The following is a 17,387-nucleotide window of genomic DNA, read 5'->3' on the forward strand; positions in this document are numbered from 1 at the left end:
GTCACACCCGTTCCCATCCCGAACACGGAAGTTAAGCTTTTCAGCGCCGATGGTAGTTAGGGGCTGTCCCCTTGTGAGAGTAGGACGTCGCTAGGCCTTTTCTATATTATTCCGCAGTAGCTCAGTGGTAGAGCATTCGGCTGTTAACCGAACGGTCGTAGGTTCGAATCCTACCTGCGGAGCCATTTTTTTGATGATTTAAATGAGCAGGTAGTTGTGATGCTTCCATAGCTCAGCAGGTAGAGCACTTCCATGGTAAGGAAGAGGTCAGCGGTTCGAGCCCGCTTGGAAGCTTACCTAAAATAAATATATGGCCCCTTGGTCAAGCGGTTAAGACACCGCCCTTTCACGGCGGTAACACGGGTTCGAATCCCGTAGGGGTCACCATTTTGGAGGATTAGCTCAGCTGGGAGAGCATCTGCCTTACAAGCAGAGGGTCGGCGGTTCGATCCCGTCATCCTCCACCATTTTTAATTTATCTTTAAATATGCCGGCCTAGCTCAATTGGTAGAGCAACTGACTTGTAATCAGTAGGTTGGGGGTTCGAGTCCTCTGGCCGGCACCAAAAATTTAAAATTATAGCTTCGAAGCTTCTCTTCAATGAATGGTAATTTTAAATTTTTGCGATAAAGACCGTAGGGCTTTGGAGCAGGTTTATGTATTCTACAATATATTCTTAATAACAAAACGGTGGGGTAGCGAAGTGGCTAAACGCGGCGGACTGTAAATCCGCTCCCTTTGGGTTCGGCGGTTCGAATCCGTCCCCCACCACCATTTACTTTTAATAAAAAGGTTTAAAATTGGACAAGCTATAATTAGTCCTTTTTCTTTTGTAAATCATATAGTTTAATCAATGGGCTATAGCCAAGCGGTAAGGCATCGCACTTTGACTGCGACATGCGTTGGTTCGAATCCAGCTAGCCCAGCCATTTTTCAAATGAGCCATTAGCTCAGTCGGTAGAGCATCTGACTTTTAATCAGAGGGTCGAAGGTTCGAGTCCTTCATGGCTCACTTCATTTTCTAAAGAAGACCTTTGGGGATATTATTCCTAAAGGTCTTCTTTGTTTTTTTCCTTAACAATAGACGATCAGGGATTTAGGCGCCCGTCCCGCCCGAAAAAGAGAGCGCCCAGTCACCAATAATACTTTCTATCCCGTCCATTCAACCACCCCCCTCAGTTAATTTCAAATAATTCCGCATATTTATACAAGTTTTTGTCGAGTTGAGTCATTTCCTTTAATGGGGTTAAAATAAGGGTAGAAAATTATTTAATTGGCTTAAGGGGAGAGGTTACTTTATGAAGAAGTTGGCGATTATTGGAATGCCTATGGATTTGGGTCAAGCAAGACGTGGGGTAGATATGGGGCCAAGTGCTATTCGATATGCAGGAGTAAATGAGCGGTTAAAAGCATTGTTTGATGAAGTTCATGACAAGGGGGATATCCCCATTGGAAGGCCAGAAGTAGAGGTGGACCCGGTTTCAAACCTGCGTAATTTAAAATTAATTGCGGAGAAAACAGAATTGCTCGCTAAAGAGGTGGATCAAGCCATTAGGGATCAAGCGTTTCCACTTGTGCTTGGGGGAGATCACAGCATTGCGATTGGCACACTGGCTGGGGTTGCCAAGCATTATAATAATTTAGGCGTCATTTGGTATGATGCTCACGGGGATTTAAATACGGCTGAGACCTCTCCTTCAGGAAATATTCACGGAATGCCGCTTGCTGTAAGTTTAGGCATGGGTCATCCATTGCTTACAAATGTAGGCGGCTATGCTCCAAAAGTAAAGCCAGAGAATATTGCCATTATCGGCGCTCGTTCTTTAGATGAGGGAGAAAGGAAATTAATAAAAGAGCTGGGGATTAAAGTTTATACGATGCATGAAATCGACCGCTTGGGTATGACGAAGGTTATGGAAGAAACGATTAACTACTTGAAGGAAAAAACGGATGGAGTCCATTTGTCTCTTGATCTAGATGGATTAGATCCTCATGATGCACCAGGGGTAGGGACTCCGGTTATTGGCGGTATCAGCTACCGGGAAAGTCACTTAGCCATGGAAATGCTAGCGGAAGCACGGTTGATTACCTCTGCTGAATTTGTTGAAGTAAATCCCATCTTAGATGATAAGAATAAAACAGCGTCGGTTGCTGTTGCTTTAATGGGTTCATTATTTGGCGAAAAGCTTCTTTAAAAAAATAATAGGCAGCGGCTCTTACAAAAGAAGCCCTGCCTAATTTTTTTTATTCTGGATGTAGTATAAATTGAGCAGCCTGTCCAGTTTTGTACTCATGTCTACTACTTGTTGACTACACAGAGAAGAGGAGGATGCTAAATCAATCATTTCTCTTCTGCAATTTTCTATATCCTTTAACAATTTACGTTCACACATAAGCCCACCCCTTTTTAGCTTATACTTATTTATAACTGCTTGCATTTCAACTTAAGAATATACATCTTCACCAAGTTTTACTTACTATAATCCCCGCAAAATAAAATTATTAAACACCAGCAGTAAATATTTGTTAATATAGAATATGGTTAGTATTTTTTTAAAAAAGTGAAACCTTTTCCGCTATCGATCGTAATATCGATTAGCCGCATTAGAGCGGAGGTAAAAGAAAAATGGAGACAATCGTAAAGAAAAGGATTAAGCAGGTACTAAAAGGGGATCAAGACGCCTATGCAGAAGTAGTAGAAATCTATAAAGAAAAGGTATATATGATTTGCTACAGAATGCTGGGGAATAGACATGAAGCAGAAGACATTGCACAAGAGGCTTTTCTAAGAGCATACGTGAACATTCATAGTTTCAATATAAATCTGAAATTCTCTTCATGGCTTTATCGAATTGCTACGAATCTTTGCATCGATCGGATAAGGAAGAAAAAACCTGATTATTATCTAGATGCAGAGGTCGCAGGGACTGATGGGTTAACGATGTATTCGCAAATTGCCTCAGATACGAGTCTTCCAGAGGAGGATCTTGAAAGTCTGGAGCTGCAGGAGACCATTCAAAGAGAAATTTCCAAGCTCCCAGAAAAATACCGTACAGTGATTGTTCTTAAATATATTGAAGAACTTTCCTTAAAGGAAATAAGCAAAATACTGGATTTGCCATTAGGTACGGTTAAAACACGAATTCATCGGGGAAGAGAAGCATTAAGAACCCAATTACGACACGTATAACTTTATTCAGCAATAATTTCCCACCTTCATAGGTGCTAGTTGAATGTAAAAGGTTATCAAATTCAGTTGGGATTCAACCCTAGCTGAATAAAGTTAAGCCTCCGGCGAGCCTTTCGATTTTTAAAGGAATTTATCGAGCGAGCTCAGGTAATCTGGGCGCAAATACGCCAAGGCGAATTTGATTATGAAAAGGGTGAGAACTTTGAAGTGTCCAGCAGAAGTGATTCTTTATATGCATGAATATTTAGATGAAGAGATCTCAGCCGAACATGAAGCAGAGTTAAGAGCGCACTTGCAAAGCTGCAAGGAATGCCAGGCGCATTTCCATGAATTACGAAAGACCATTGCACTTGTCAGAAGCACTTCACATATACAAGCGCCATCCGATTTTACAGCAAATGTGATGGCCAAATTGCCTAAGGAGAAGCGGAAGGTCGGTTTCCAGCGCTGGATTAGACAGCATCCGCTAGTAACGGCTGCGTCGCTATTCCTCGTACTCATGATGGGAAGCATCATTTCCTCTTGGGAACAAGATCATCAATTCTCTGTGTCGAGACAGCCCAATCTCGTCGTACAAAATGACACAGTCATTGTTCCTGAAGGAGAAGTAGTCAAGGGTGACGTCATCGTTAAAAATGGCAAATTAAAAATAGAAGGACAAGTAGAAGGAAATGTGACCGTTATTAACGGAGAGAAATATTTAGCATCGGCTGGGAAAGTTACAGGAGAAATAAAAGAGGTGAATGCTGTTTTTGACTGGATGTGGTATCATATCAAGAAAACTGCTAAAGACGTAGTTAGCATATTTGAAGGCAGCGAGCCTGAGACGGTTCAATAAACAAACTGATCATTCAAACAACGGAATCTTGCTTCCAGGCAGGATTCCGTTGTTTTATATGGAAAGTTGACATATCCAGGCGGGTGGTATTGCATGCTTTATGGTATAATATGAAAGCTACGTTGATGAATAATGATGCTTTTAATATATATTTGGAGGAAGGATAATGTCGTTTTCAGATTTTTCTATACTGAAATTATTAGCAAATACTGTTGACATTCTCCTCGTTTGGTATGTCATCTATAAACTGATTGTCATTGTCAAAGGGACGAAAGCTGTTCAATTGGTAAAAGGAATATTTGTTATTCTTCTTGTAAAGGTAATCAGTGATAATTTCCACCTCCAGACACTTGGGTGGATGATGCAGCAAGTACTTACTTGGGGATTTGTAGTGATTGCAATCATTTTCCAGCCTGAGTTAAGAAGAGCGCTAGAACAACTAGGGCGCGGACGATTCTTTTCTAGAACAGGCAATCAGGAATCAGAAGATCAGGAAAAATTGGTTGAGTCGATTGTGAAGGCAGTCGATTATATGGCAAAGCGCCGGATTGGGGCCTTAATTTCCATTGAACGGGAAACCGGAATGGGCGATTATATCGAAACAGGCACACCGCTAGAATCAAAAATTTCGTCAGAATTACTGATTAATATTTTTATCCCTAATACACCATTGCATGATGGGGCTGTTATTTTACAAAAAAATCAGGTGGCTGCTGCTGCTTGCTATCTTCCTTTGTCAGAAAGTCCATTTATCTCGAAGGAGCTTGGGACCAGGCACAGGGCTGCACTAGGGATTAGTGAAGTAACGGATAGTGTAACAGTAGTTGTTTCAGAAGAGACGGGCGCTATTTCGCTAACAAAGAATGGCGAGCTTCACCGTGACTTACAATCTGATGACTTTAAGGAAATGTTAACAACAGAATTGATTACACAAAACCGAGTTAAACAAGCTTCTTCCGCTCGTTGGAATTGGAGGGCGAAGAAAAATGGATAAATTAATTGACAAGCTGATTGGCACACGCTGGTTTATGAAGATTACCGCATTAATTCTTGCCATGCTTCTCTTTACTTCTGTTTATGATCCGCAAAAGGACCTGTCCAACATTAATGTGCCTAGCGGGGAGGATTATGAAATCCTATCGGATATACCAGTTAAAAGCTATTATGATACTGACAATCTTGTAGTAACAGGCGTCCCGGAAACGGTGAAAGTGACCATACAGGGTCCGAAAAATCTATTGCAACCCGCAAAAGCGCAACGTAATTTCGAAGTATATGTAGACTTAGCCAATGCGGAAATAGGCACAAAACGTGTCCAGTTGGAAATTCGCAATTTATCAGACAAGCTGAAAGCGACCATTGATCCTGCCTATGTAAATGTCAGCATACAGGAGAAAGTAACAAAGGAATTTAAAGTAGATGTAGAATTTGACAAGACGTTGTTGCAGGAGGGCTATATTTCCGAGCCTCCTGAGGCAGAGCCGAAAAGTATCAAAATAACAGGGGCTAAGGATGTTATTGACAAAATAAGCTATGTCAAAGCGACTGTGAATATTAGGGGAACGATAAAAGAAACTGTTCGAAGAGAAGCACAGATTCAAGTGCTGGATCGAAATATGAATAAACTAGATGTTTTGTTAGAGCAAGAGATGGTTGATGTCATCATCCCAGTGAAAAGCTTGAGCAAAACAGTTCCCATTAAGGTAATAGAAAAGGGCAGTCCACCGGACAACATTGTCATTGATTCCATCACACCTGATATTAAAGAAGCAAAGATTTTTGGTGCACAGGATGTTTTAGATCGAACGGATAGTGTAAGGGTGGAAGTGGATGTTAGCCAAATCAATAAAGATACTGAATTATCACTGCCTGTCATCATTTCAGAAGGAATTATTGAAGTAAATCCAAAAGTCGTTAAAGTAGCGATCCAAATAAGTGAAATTCTGCAAGAGGGAGATCAAGCTGTAGAAACAGATGAGAATAAAACATTCTCTAATCTGCCAATTAGTTTATCTGGCCTTCCGAATCAATATGAGGCAGCAGTGTTAACGCCGAATAACGGTGCCAGCCTAACCGTTACGGGAAAAAGTGACATGATTAAGCAATTAAAAGCTAGTGATTTTTCCGTTTTTCTTGATTTAACTAATTTAGAAGCGGGAGACCATGACGTCAAAATTAATGTAAATGGTCCTTCAAATGTGCAATGGAATCTAGCAACGGATGTAGCAAAAGTGACGATTACACAAAAAGAGATTTAATATAAATAATGTTTAAAGGAGCGTATGCATTAATGGGAAAGTATTTTGGTACGGATGGGGTACGTGGAGTCGCAAATAGCGAGTTGACACCTGAGTTAGCTTTTAAATTAGGGCGTTTTGGAGGATATGTTCTGACTAGAGATAAAAGCCGTCCAAAAGTATTAATTGGCCGCGATACTCGTATTTCTGGACATATGCTTGAAGGGGCACTCGTTGCCGGTTTATTATCTATTGGAGCAGAGGTCATGCGTCTTGGCGTCATTTCAACGCCAGGTGTTGCTTATTTAACAAAAGCACTTGGGGCAGAAGCGGGCGTCATGATTTCAGCTTCACATAATCCTGTGGCGGACAACGGAATTAAATTTTTCGGTCCTGATGGATTTAAGCTGTCAGATGATCAGGAAAATGAAATCGAAAGCTTTATGGATCAAGAGGAAGATCAGCTGCCTAGACCAGTCGGAGCCGAGCTTGGACAGGTGAATGATTATTTCGAGGGCGGACAGAAATACTTGCAATTTTTGAAGCAAACTGTGGATGAGGACTTCTCTGGCATACATATTGCTTTAGATTGCGCTCATGGAGCGACATCTTCCCTTGCATCCCATTTATTTGCCGATTTAGATGCAGATCTATCCATGATTGGAGCTTCTCCTAATGGATTAAATATTAATGAAGGTGTAGGATCAACACATCCTGAGACGCTTGCTGCATTTGTAAAGGAAAAAGGAGCAGATGTCGGTTTAGCATTTGATGGGGATGGGGATCGCCTGATTGCGATAGATGAAAATGGCGACATCGTGGATGGCGATCAAATTATGTATATATGCGGAAAATACTTGAAAGAACAAGGTAGACTTCGCCACAGTACAGTCGTTTCGACTGTCATGAGCAATCTTGGTTTTTATAAAGCGCTGGAGGCGAACGGCATTCAGAGCATTCCAACAGCTGTTGGTGACCGCTATGTAGTAGAAGAAATGAAGAAGAATGGCTATAATCTTGGCGGCGAGCAATCCGGCCATATCATTTTCCTTGATTATATTACGACAGGTGATGGGCTCCTCACAGGTCTTCAGCTCGTAAACATCATGAAAATGACGAAAAAACCATTATCAGAGCTTGCAAAGGAAATGCAAAAATTCCCGCAAAAGCTTGTGAATATTCGTGTGACAGATAAGCACCATGTGACAGATAATGAAAAAGTAAGTGCGATTATTTCAGAGATTGAAAAAGAAATGAATGGAAATGGCCGCATATTAGTTAGACCATCCGGAACAGAGCCGCTTGTCCGTGTGATGGCCGAGGCGCCAACAGAAGAGCTGTGCAGTTCCTATGTGGAGAGAATTGCTGCTGTGGTCGTAGCAGAAATGGGATTAAATGAAGAGTAAACAGGCTATGCATAAGGGAACCGAACCGTTCTCTTATGCATATTTTTATTGTATAGTGTTTTTCTCCCTATAATTTCAATTGACGAGAGAGTTTTTTGTGTGTATGATATTACTGTTTTTCTAAATTAAATTGAAAGGTGGGCTGTTCTTATAGTAAAAGTTAAAAATTGAAGCGCCTGGACTAATCCAGAACGGAAGTGGATTAGTTGACGAGGAGGAGGTTTATCGAAGTTTTCGGCGGATGCCTCCCGGTTCAAAGCAAACCGTTATTTCATCTTTAAAACATTAGGGTAACTTAATGCACAAAGAGATGGGAATGCTAATGATAAAAATGACGTTTAATGAAAACAGCCACTGTAAAGAACACCATTACTAGTCGCTTGTCAAAAGAAAACGTCAAAAGATCAATTACAGAGATGAGGGGCAAGACTGTCCCAAAAGGCTTCTTGCCCCTTCCGAATTAGGAGGAAAAGAAGTATGTGCGGTATCGTAGGATATATCGGAAATTTGGATTCAAAAGAAATTTTGCTTAAAGGCTTAGAAAAGCTTGAATATAGAGGTTATGATTCAGCAGGAATTGCTGTGATGAACGAAAACACGGTCCATGTTTTTAAAGAGAAGGGCCGAATTGCTGATTTAAGAAACAAGGTTGACTTTGATGTTGATGCCGGGCTAGGAATTGGGCATACACGCTGGGCTACACATGGAGTGCCAAGCGTAGCCAATGCTCACCCGCACCAAAGCGCATCAGGGCGCTTTACTCTAGTTCACAATGGTGTCATTGAAAACTATGAAATCCTAAAGCGCGAATATTTGCAAGACGTTCCTTTTAAAAGTGATACAGATACCGAGGTCATCGTTCAGCTGATTGAATTGTTCGCAAACGAAGGACTAACTACTGATGAAGCGTTCCGGAAGACGCTGAAATCTTTACATGGCTCGTATGCACTTGCCCTTTTAGATGAACAGGATAATGAAACCATTTATGTGGCAAAAAATAAAAGCCCGCTGCTAGTCGGATTAGGTGACACATTTAATGTGGTCGCTTCAGACGCAATGGCGATGCTTCAAGTTACGGATCAATATGTTGAATTAATGGATAAAGAAGTCGTCATCGTGAGAAAAGATGAAGTGGCAATCGTAAACCTTGATGGTGAAAAAATCAGCCGTGATCCTTATACAGCGGAATTAGATGCAAGCGACATTGAAAAAGGCACTTACCCGCACTATATGTTAAAGGAAATTGACGAACAGCCTTTAGTAATGCGGAAAATCATTCAAAGCTACCAGGACAGAGGAGGAGCTTTAACAATTGATGACGAAATTCTTCAAGCAATGAACGGGGCAGACCGTATTTATATCATTGCAGCGGGAACTTCTTACCATGCGGGACTTGTTGGAAAACAGTTTATTGAAAAAATGGCGAAGATCCCTGTTGAGGTGCATATTTCCAGTGAGTTTGGCTACAACATGCCATTGCTTCCAGAAAAACCCCTATTCATCTTTATTTCACAGAGCGGGGAAACTGCCGACAGCCGAGCTGTACTAGTGAAAATTAAGGAAATGGGCTATAAAGCAATTACTATTACAAATGTGGCTGGCTCAACACTTTCACGTGAAGCGGATTACACGTTACTGCTTCATGCTGGTCCGGAAATTGCTGTTGCTTCGACAAAAGCCTACACAGCACAGCTGGCTGTGTTAGCGATTTTAGCCGCGGTTACGGCAAAAAAACGAGGGATGGAGCTGGAGCTAGATCTTTCACGTGAACTAGGCATCATTGCGAATGCGATGGAAGTGCTTTGTGATGAGAAGGAAGAATTCGAAGCAATTGCTCGCGAATTTTTAACAGTAACTCGCAATGCCTTCTTCATTGGCCGCGGATTAGACTTCTATGTAGGCCTCGAAGGAGCACTAAAGCTGAAGGAAATCTCCTATATTCAGGCAGAAGGCTTTGCTGGTGGCGAATTAAAGCACGGCACGATCGCTCTAATCGAAGAGGGCACTCCTGTCATCGCCTTAGCTACTCAAGAAAGTGTTAACCTAAACCTCCGCAGCAACGTACAAGAAGTCGTTGCCCGTGGAGCCAACGCGTGCATCATCTCTATGAAAGGACTGGAAGCGGAAGGGGACACCTTCGTGATTCCAGTCGTGCACGAACTATTAACACCTCTTATCTCTGTTGTACCTTTACAACTTATTTCTTATTACGCTGCTTTACACCGGGACTGTGACGTTGACAAGCCGAGGAATTTGGCGAAGAGTGTGACGGTGGAGTAGGGGTGGAAAAAAATTAAGCAAATGTTGATTTAAAACAAAATTCGGTTTCTTTGAAACAAATTCAGGTACTGATAAAAAATAGGTATTAAATAAAAAGGTATCGGCAAATGCTGATGCCTTTTTTGTTATGTGCAAAGCGAAAATTACCGTTTCTTACACAAAAATAACGCACCTTAAATAAAAAGAGCATTCCTTGTACCGAAGGCTTCCTGATCCGATTCAGGCAGACCTTCGGTCTTTTTATGCCCGAAAAAAGGCAGGAGAAAAGGCGAGAAAGAGCATGAGAAAGCAAGAAGCAACAGGGATTCGCAACGAAAAAGGAAGAAGGAAAAGCAGGAGCAAAAGAAATGGAAGAAAGGCGGCAATGGTAAAATTTTAAATAGTTTGGATATCAAAATTAATTTACTATTTAGAAAGTGGTGTTGACACCCCTTCATAAAGCGATTACAATAAAGCTAGTTATTAGTCATTAGAATTTATAAGCTAGAAAATTAGAAAGAGTGTTAATATGGCATTGAGTAAAGACCGTTATATAGGTCGGCTATCCATTCTTCTTTTGTTCTCTGATGATTCAACTGAACAACTGGAAAAACTTGAGCAGGCAAATTGGAAGGGATGCACAGGAAAAGTTGGTTCGATGGACTCTCAAAAAATAGTTGCTGCAATTGAAACAGCAGCTAAGAAAAACGGGATTATCCAGCCGGACGTTTATCGAGAATCTCATGCATTATACCATGCCATTATTGAAGCACTACATGGTGTAACAAGAGGTCAGGTGCAATTAGGATCTGTACTTAGAACTGTTGGCTTATCTTTTGCTGTTTTACGGGGGAATCCCTACGATAATGAGCAAGAGGGAGATTGGATTGCCGTTTCTTTGTATGGAACAATTGGTGCACCGGTTAAGGGACTTGAGCATGAAACGATTGGTTTAGGGATTAATCATATATAACTTGCCCATAGTTTATTAGTTAACAGGGGGCTATATCTTGAAATCATTTTTAATTGATTTCATTGATATAGCCCCCTTTTCTATTGTGACTTTACTTAGCTAAAGGAAATTGAAGGGAGCCAAAAAGATGGTTACATTAAATGGTCAAACGCTTACTTTTGAGGACGTACGAAAGGTCCTTTTTGATGGAGAAAAAGTTGTTTATTCTAAAGAGAGCATGGAAAAAGTTCAAGAAAGCAGAAAAGCAGTTGAAAAAATCGTTGATGAAGAGCGAATTGTATATGGCATTACGACAGGATTTGGGAAATTTAGTGATGTTTTTATTGACAAAGATGATGTTGAAGCACTACAGCTAAATTTAATTCGTTCACATGCTTGTGGGGTTGGGGAACCTTTTCCAGAAGTTGTATCACGTGGGATGATCCTGCTTCGAGCAAACGCATTACTGAAGGGGTTTTCAGGTGTCCGACCTGTTGTGATTGAAAGATTGCTTGAGCTATTAAATGCTGGGATTCATCCCGTTATTCCTCAACAAGGATCACTAGGTGCAAGTGGTGATTTAGCTCCGCTTTCACATTTAGCTCTTGTTTTAATCGGGGAGGGAGAGGTTTTTTATCAAGGGGAGATAACATCAGCTATTTCAGCATTAACAAAAGAAGGCATTTTCCCAATCACACTAACAGCAAAAGAAGGATTAGCGCTTATCAATGGAACACAAGCAATGACCGCAATGGGTGTAGTTGCGTATCTGGAAGCAGAACAACTAGCTTATCAAACCGAATTAATTGCATCAGTAACTATTGAAGGCTTACGTGGAATTATTGATGCATTTGACGAAGATATTCATTTGGCTCGGGGCTATAAAGAGCAGGTTGAAGTTGCTGAACGAATTCGTGCACATCTTTCAGACAGCTTATTAACAACGAAACAAGGGGAGATCCGTGTACAAGATGCATACTCAATCCGCTGTATTCCTCAGGTACATGGTGCAACATGGCAGACGTTAAATTATGTAAAAGAGAAATTAGAAATTGAAATGAATGCAGCTACTGATAACCCGTTAATTTTCGATAATGGTGAAAAAGTATTATCTGGTGGTAACTTCCATGGACAGCCGATTGCCTTTGCAATGGATTTCTTAGCGATTGCAGTAGCGGAGCTAGCAAATATATCTGAGCGTCGAATTGAGCGTTTAGTGAATCCACAATTAAACGACTTACCTCCATTTTTAAGTCCCGAACCAGGTTTACAATCGGGGGCAATGATCATGCAGTATGTCGCAGCATCTCTTGTATCGGAGAATAAAACACTAGCACACCCTGCAAGTGTTGATTCCATTCCTTCATCAGCAAACCAAGAGGATCACGTGAGTATGGGGACGATTGGATCAAGACATGCATATCAAGTGATTACAAATACTCGTCGTGTATTAGCAATCGAAGCTATTTGCGCAATACAGGCAGCAGAAATTCGCGGTAAAGAAAAAATGGCTACTGCAACAGGCTGGTTTTTAGAAAATGGCAGAAAAGTCGTGCCGTTTATTGATGCAGACAGAGTGTTTTCAAAGGATATTGAAAAGATGAATAATTGGTTAAAGGTTGGTACTTTTCAGTTTGATAAATGTGTATCAAATACTCATAAATAAAAAGATAGATTAATAGGCCAAGATAATTATAGAAATTAAGTTAAATTGTAGGAGGAGTGCGGCAATCTTTGGGCATGAAGAAGAGCAAACTTTTTGGCTCATAATATTGCCACACTCCTTGTAGAAATCCAATCACAAGAACTGCAGCAAGAGTTAGAATAATGGATGATAACTTTCTTTCACCTAAACAGTTTTGCATAAAATATGAGAACTGTTATCTAGGGATAAACGCCATTAGGTGTTTATGTTAAATAAGCCTGAACTGTTCTCTTCATATATAATTTCAAAAACTACTAAACGCCCCACAAAGAAAGGATGATAATATGTTAAATGCTGTAGTGGTTTCTGTAATTGTCATGGTCGTATTGAGTCTTCTACGTGTCAATGTCATGTTGACAATTTTAATTGCGGCTGGTGTTGCAGGTTTGATGGAAGGATTATCACTGGTTGATACGACGAATATGCTCATCTCTGGGATGGGAGGACAAGCGAATACGGCACTAAGTTATGTTTTACTTGGTATATTTGCAGTAATGATTGGCTATTCAGGTATTACCGGATTTCTTGTGAAAAAACTTGTAAGCGTTTTAAAAGGAAAACGTTCCATTTTATTGTTGACGATTGCTGGAGTTGCCTGTTTTTCTCAAAATATCGTTCCAGTACACATTGCGTTTATTCCAATCTTAATTCCACCTTTACTCCATTTGTTTGATAGAATGAAAGTTGACCGCAGAGGTGTGGCTACAGCACTAACGTTTGGATTGAAGGCCCCGTATATTTTGATTCCAGCGGGATTTGGGTTAATATTCCATGGGATTATTGCCGCTGAAATGAAAGCGAGTGGTATGGAGATCGCTATTTCCTCTGTCACTTACTCCATGTTAATACCAGGACTTGGTATGATCGTTGGATTGTTAGTTGCAGTTTTTATTTCTTATCGGAAGGATCGTGAACTGTCTTTCAGTGAACAAGGGGTTATAAATGAGATAGCGGTATCAGAAGAGATAGAATTGTCATTCACATCACGACACATGCTCACGATTCTGGCAATTATCAGTGCGCTAGTTGTGCAACTTATTAGTGATTCACTAGTTTTGGGTGCGCTTACGGGAATTGTCCTCATGTTCTTATTTACAATAGTCCCATTTAAAGAAGGGGAAAAGGTTGTTAATGATGGGATTACTATGATGGGGATGATCGCATTTGTGATGTTAATCGCCTCTGGATATGCAACAATTTTGAAAGAAACTGGCGCTGTTGAAAACCTTGTACAATCCTCAATTGGGGTGTTAGGGGATAATAAAATAATTATTGCTTCTATGATGCTTCTAGTCGGACTGTTAATCACAATGGGAATCGGCTCTTCATTCGGCACGATCCCGATTATTGCTGCTTTGTTCGTCCCGCTTTGTTTAGCTGTCGGTTTCTCCCCATTGGCAACGGCCGCATTAATTGGTACTGCTGGAGCACTTGGTGATGCAGGTTCACCGGCATCAGACAGTACGCTTGGACCGACTGCAGGGTTGAATGCAGATGGAAAACACCACCATATTTGGGATACATGTGTGCCGACCTTTTTGCATTATAACATTCCATTATTTATTTTCGGTCTCATTGCTGCAATGGTGCTTTAAACGTAACTAGATTAAACTAGGAATGAGATGTACATTGAACAAAAAGTAACGATACTATTACAATAAAGGTATATACGAATCACGGATATAGAATTTTTCTATCCATAATTTTCGAAATAATCAGATCGCTAAAAATTAACGTTTAAAGATAGGAAGATGATTAGATGATGAAGCTTAACTTTGTAAAAATTAGTCCTTCAAAAAATATGACAGTTATAATAACCAACTATGTTGATCCTACTCATTATTCACAAATCGCCAGTACGATTATGGACTATGAATATGTTAATGCGGAACAGGTAGGCTTTATCGCTACACCGAAAAGCAGGGAATCTTTACTTAGGTTGGAAATGTCAGGGGGGGAATTTTGTGGAAATGCCCTTTTAGGGGCTGCTGCATACTGTCACTACAATGGTCTAACAGAAAAAAAAAGTTTCTTCTTAGAAACTTCTGGGGCAGAATCACCACTTGTATGCTTGGTTGAAGCTAAATCCTCTAATCATTTTGTAGCAAAAGCTGAAATGCCAGATCCCCTTTCCATTAAAGAACTTGTTATTAATCTTAATGGAAGAAGCATTACAGGAAGTTGTGTGCAGCTAGATGGTATCACTCATTTCTTAACGGACTATTGGCCATCCGAGGATGACTTTAATCTTATTATTGAAGAGGCTTCTAAGAAAATTCAAAATAAAGCAATTGGGGTTATTCCCTATAGAAGATTAGCAGAAAAGGAATATGAGATATGGCCGTTCGTTTACGTGAAAGAAACGGGATCTAGATTTTTCGAGCAAGCTTGTGGATCCGGAAGTCTGGCAGTAGGTATTTATTTGTCAAAGGGTAAAGAGGACAAATTTAACATACATCAGCCAGGCGGAATCATTAATGTCGAAACGGGTGTTAAAAGTTATATTTCAACAGATGTCCGCTTTACTTGTGAAGGTATTGCCAACATTAATTTATAGTTGTTTAACTGGCAGGAAAATAAACTGGGGACCATTTGATTTTTTCTTTTTCTTTATTCCTTTAGTCTGATCAAGCTATATTTAATTTGCTTACTAGAAGAAATGTGTTGAAATAATTTATAAAAATAATAATAAACAAAAATCACTAGTGTTGCATAAATAGTGTCGCAATTTCCAGTTTAATACTTTTCCATGTTTAGAGCCAAAAAGGTAAATACCTAATCAAAGGTGGTTCCATCCATTTGGTGATTTATTTACAATTATACCTGTGCGACAACGACAATTTGCCTATCAAGGAACAGCTTTTCCTTCAATTTTTCGAAGCCAGATATATGCTGGCTTCCATAAAGCTGCTCTTAAATAAGGGCTACCATGACCTCAAGTTGATTGCGATCATGTTCTTTTTCCGTAGTAATAACGGCTTTTTCGGGGTATGAAGCACCTTTTTCCATACACACAAGTCGTAAATGTAATTTTACACCAGCTTTTGTTTTGCGGAACTTTGCCCATTTATGATTGGTCAAATTCAGTGGCAATGTGCTCGAATATATGATTTTTAACGGCATTACGAGTTTTGTATAGTACGTTTTGGCATGAATTTGTGCAACTAAATCAACGAATAGCCTTTGGAATAGATCAGGATTCATACCATTTAAACGGCGAAACAACTGAGAAATACTAATAGAAACAAGGCCATTTCCCTTTTGAAGTTGATCATCGAGAAGACAATCCCCCAAAGCATGAAGACTTCCAAATGAAATTTTTCGTGTAATCTTGTCCATGCGTTAGTCCTTTTTTAGTGGATTTGGACGGGTTACTATCTGACTTATCCAATATAAAGGGCTTTTTCTTTGCACAAAATAAAATTAGTGAATATTATGAGTCCCTTTAATATTAAAATTTAATCAACGAAACGCTAGTGACAATTTTATGCAAAAATAGCACTTAGAGTAAACTATAATGATTTTGTCTATTAAAAAGTCTCTAAAGGAGGAATTGGAATGATAACACATTGGATAACGAATGTTCGCTTAGAAAAATGTTTTGTATATGAAAATGATCGAATTGCCGGTACCGAAACAGAAATTTGTCACTTAAAGATAGAGAATGGAAAAATCACAGAAATCACAGATACCCTTCCAGATTCATCTGAAGTTCAGTTTGATGCTAATAAGTATTTACTCCTTCCTTCATTAAAAGATATGCATACTCACATTGATAAAACATATTATGGAGGGCCTTGGAAAGCTTGTACGCCAATGACAAAAGGGATTTTTACTAGAATGGAAGAAGAAAGAGAACTTCTTCCTAAACTTTTACCAACAGCTCAAGAGCGTGCTGAGAAAATGATTGAATTATATATAAAAAATGGTCATACGCATATTCGAACCCATTGTAATATTGATCCAGTGATTGGCCTAAAGAACTTAGAGGCTACAGTTAATGCTTTAAAAAAATATGAAAATGTTCTTACTTATGAAATCGTGGCTTTTCCGCAGCATGGTTTGCTTAGAAGTGAATCAGTAAATCTGATTAGGGATGCGATGAAAAATGGGGCAACATTGGTTGGCGGTGTAGACCCTGCCACGGTAGATCGAAATATTGAGAAGTCTTTATATACTATTTTTGAAATTGCAGTTGAAAATAATAAGGGTGTAGATATCCATCTTCATGACCCAGATACTTTAGGTGTTTTTACATTTGAGAGAATGGCTCGATATACGAAAGAAGCAGGTCTTAAAGGAAATGCAACGATAAGCCATGGGCATGCATTAGGCGATCTGCAAGGAGAGGTTCTGACTGAAATAGCTGAGAAATTAAAAGACCAGGAGATTGATATAACATCTACCATTCCTGTTAATCGTCCAACAATACCAGTTCCAGTACTTGATCGGTTGGGTATTAAAGTATCAGTAGGGCATGACAGTATCACTGATCATTGGTCTCCATTTGGAACAGGAAACACAATTCAAAAGCTTGGAGTACTTGCTGAAAGATTCTGGATGATTGACGAATATTCTTTATCTTCTGTGCTTAAATTCGCAACTGGTGGCATAACACCGTTAAATGGAAAAGGGGAACAGATCTGGCCAAAAGTTGGCGATGATGCAACTATGATGTTAGTTAATGCTACTTGTTCAGCAGAAGCAATAGCAAGACGGGCAAATATTGAATCATTATTTTTTAAAGGGAAAAAGGTTGAAAGCAAATTGGTAGAATCTGATACAGTACGGGCTTAGGGG

At 39.9% G+C, this 17,387-nt stretch carries 14 protein-coding genes, 8 tRNA genes, 1 pseudogene and 1 other annotated feature; of the genes and pseudogenes, 21 read left to right on the forward strand and 2 right to left on the reverse strand.

Annotated features, from left to right (window positions below):
* Nucleotides 1-86: a sequence feature (5S ribosomal RNA rRNA prediction is too short), on the forward strand.
* Nucleotides 87-110: 24 nt separating this feature from the next.
* The 9 genes from AR328_RS18910 to rocF all read left to right on the forward strand — a co-directional run bounded on the left by AR328_RS18910 (nucleotide 111) and on the right by rocF (nucleotide 2,195).
* A tRNA-Asn gene (locus tag AR328_RS18910) sits at nucleotides 111-185 on the forward strand.
* A gap of 36 nt (nucleotides 186-221) precedes the next feature.
* Nucleotides 222-294: transfer RNA gene (locus AR328_RS18915), tRNA-Thr, on the forward strand.
* A gap of 18 nt (nucleotides 295-312) precedes the next feature.
* A tRNA-Glu gene (locus AR328_RS18920) sits at nucleotides 313-387 on the forward strand.
* 4 nt (nucleotides 388-391) lie between these two features.
* A tRNA-Val gene (locus tag AR328_RS18925) sits at nucleotides 392-467 on the forward strand.
* A 22-nt stretch (nucleotides 468-489) separates the two neighbouring features.
* Nucleotides 490-565 (forward strand) — tRNA-Thr (locus AR328_RS18930).
* A gap of 124 nt (nucleotides 566-689) precedes the next feature.
* Nucleotides 690-774, forward strand: a tRNA-Tyr gene (locus tag AR328_RS18935).
* 80 nt (nucleotides 775-854) lie between these two features.
* Nucleotides 855-929, forward strand: a tRNA-Gln gene (locus tag AR328_RS18940).
* A 10-nt stretch (nucleotides 930-939) separates the two neighbouring features.
* A tRNA-Lys gene (locus AR328_RS18945) sits at nucleotides 940-1,012 on the forward strand.
* Between the two features lie 286 nt (nucleotides 1,013-1,298).
* The gene (gene rocF, locus AR328_RS18950; protein WP_066299916.1) at nucleotides 1,299-2,195 is read left to right on the forward strand and encodes an arginase; all 897 of its coding nucleotides are present in this window, start codon (nucleotides 1,299-1,301) and stop codon (nucleotides 2,193-2,195) included.
* 39 nt (nucleotides 2,196-2,234) lie between these two features.
* Here rocF and AR328_RS23350 read toward each other — a convergent pair whose 3' ends face one another.
* On the reverse strand, nucleotides 2,235-2,438 hold the full coding sequence (locus AR328_RS23350) for an aspartyl-phosphate phosphatase Spo0E family protein (RefSeq protein ID WP_331457202.1): 204 nt from the start codon (nucleotides 2,436-2,438) through the stop codon (nucleotides 2,235-2,237).
* 188 nt (nucleotides 2,439-2,626) lie between these two features.
* On the opposite strand from AR328_RS23350, the gene sigW reads away from it, so the two are divergent.
* The 11 genes from sigW (at nucleotide 2,627) to AR328_RS19005 (ending at nucleotide 15,144) form a co-directional block, all read left to right on the forward strand.
* Entirely contained in the window at nucleotides 2,627-3,190 is a 564-nt protein-coding gene (gene sigW, locus AR328_RS18955) for an RNA polymerase sigma factor SigW (RefSeq protein WP_066299919.1), read from the forward strand.
* A 202-nt stretch (nucleotides 3,191-3,392) separates the two neighbouring features.
* Nucleotides 3,393-4,028, forward strand: a complete 636-nt coding sequence (locus tag AR328_RS18960) for an anti-sigma factor family protein (protein ID WP_066300209.1) — start codon at nucleotides 3,393-3,395, stop codon at nucleotides 4,026-4,028.
* A gap of 166 nt (nucleotides 4,029-4,194) precedes the next feature.
* Nucleotides 4,195-5,022, forward strand: a complete 828-nt coding sequence (cdaA, locus tag AR328_RS18965) for a diadenylate cyclase CdaA (protein WP_066299921.1) — start codon at nucleotides 4,195-4,197, stop codon at nucleotides 5,020-5,022.
* Entirely contained in the window at nucleotides 5,015-6,286 is a 1,272-nt protein-coding gene (locus AR328_RS18970) for a CdaR family protein (RefSeq protein ID WP_066299923.1), read from the forward strand. Before cdaA ends, AR328_RS18970 begins: the two co-directional genes overlap by 8 nt.
* 32 nt (nucleotides 6,287-6,318) lie before the next feature.
* Nucleotides 6,319-7,671, forward strand: coding sequence for a phosphoglucosamine mutase (gene glmM, locus AR328_RS18975; RefSeq protein WP_066299927.1), 1,353 nt, complete (start codon nucleotides 6,319-6,321; stop codon nucleotides 7,669-7,671).
* Between the two features lie 477 nt (nucleotides 7,672-8,148).
* Nucleotides 8,149-9,951, forward strand: coding sequence for a glutamine--fructose-6-phosphate transaminase (isomerizing) (gene glmS / locus AR328_RS18980; RefSeq protein ID WP_066299930.1), 1,803 nt, complete (start codon nucleotides 8,149-8,151; stop codon nucleotides 9,949-9,951).
* 193 nt (nucleotides 9,952-10,144) lie between these two features.
* Nucleotides 10,145-10,330: a hypothetical protein gene (locus tag AR328_RS18985; RefSeq protein WP_066299934.1), complete on the forward strand. Its 186-nt coding sequence runs from the start codon at nucleotides 10,145-10,147 to the stop codon at nucleotides 10,328-10,330.
* 129 nt (nucleotides 10,331-10,459) lie between these two features.
* The gene (gene hutP, locus AR328_RS18990; RefSeq protein ID WP_066299936.1) at nucleotides 10,460-10,903 is read left to right on the forward strand and encodes a hut operon transcriptional regulator HutP; all 444 of its coding nucleotides are present in this window, start codon (nucleotides 10,460-10,462) and stop codon (nucleotides 10,901-10,903) included.
* Between the two features lie 127 nt (nucleotides 10,904-11,030).
* Nucleotides 11,031-12,548, forward strand: a complete 1,518-nt coding sequence (hutH, locus tag AR328_RS18995; protein ID WP_066299944.1) for a histidine ammonia-lyase — start codon at nucleotides 11,031-11,033, stop codon at nucleotides 12,546-12,548.
* Nucleotides 12,549-12,871: 323 nt separating this feature from the next.
* Nucleotides 12,872-14,182: a Na+/H+ antiporter family protein gene (locus AR328_RS19000; RefSeq protein ID WP_066299946.1), complete on the forward strand. Its 1,311-nt coding sequence runs from the start codon at nucleotides 12,872-12,874 to the stop codon at nucleotides 14,180-14,182.
* 164 nt (nucleotides 14,183-14,346) lie between these two features.
* Nucleotides 14,347-15,144 carry a hypothetical protein gene (locus AR328_RS19005; protein ID WP_066299949.1) on the forward strand — a complete coding sequence of 266 codons (798 nt, stop codon included), beginning with the start codon at nucleotides 14,347-14,349 and terminating at the stop codon, nucleotides 15,142-15,144.
* 368 nt (nucleotides 15,145-15,512) lie between these two features.
* Here the strand turns inward: AR328_RS19005 and AR328_RS19010 are convergent.
* Nucleotides 15,513-15,893: pseudogene (locus tag AR328_RS19010) on the reverse strand (IS4 family transposase); the annotation flags it as partial.
* A gap of 252 nt (nucleotides 15,894-16,145) precedes the next feature.
* Here AR328_RS19010 and AR328_RS19015 point away from each other — a divergent pair.
* Entirely contained in the window at nucleotides 16,146-17,384 is a 1,239-nt protein-coding gene (locus AR328_RS19015) for an amidohydrolase family protein (RefSeq protein WP_066299952.1), read from the forward strand.
* Nucleotides 17,385-17,387: the final 3 nt, after the last annotated feature.

It is taken from the genome of Bacillus sp. FJAT-29937, from assembly GCF_001509555.1.
GTDB lineage: Bacteria > Bacillota > Bacilli > Bacillales > Cytobacillaceae > Cytobacillus.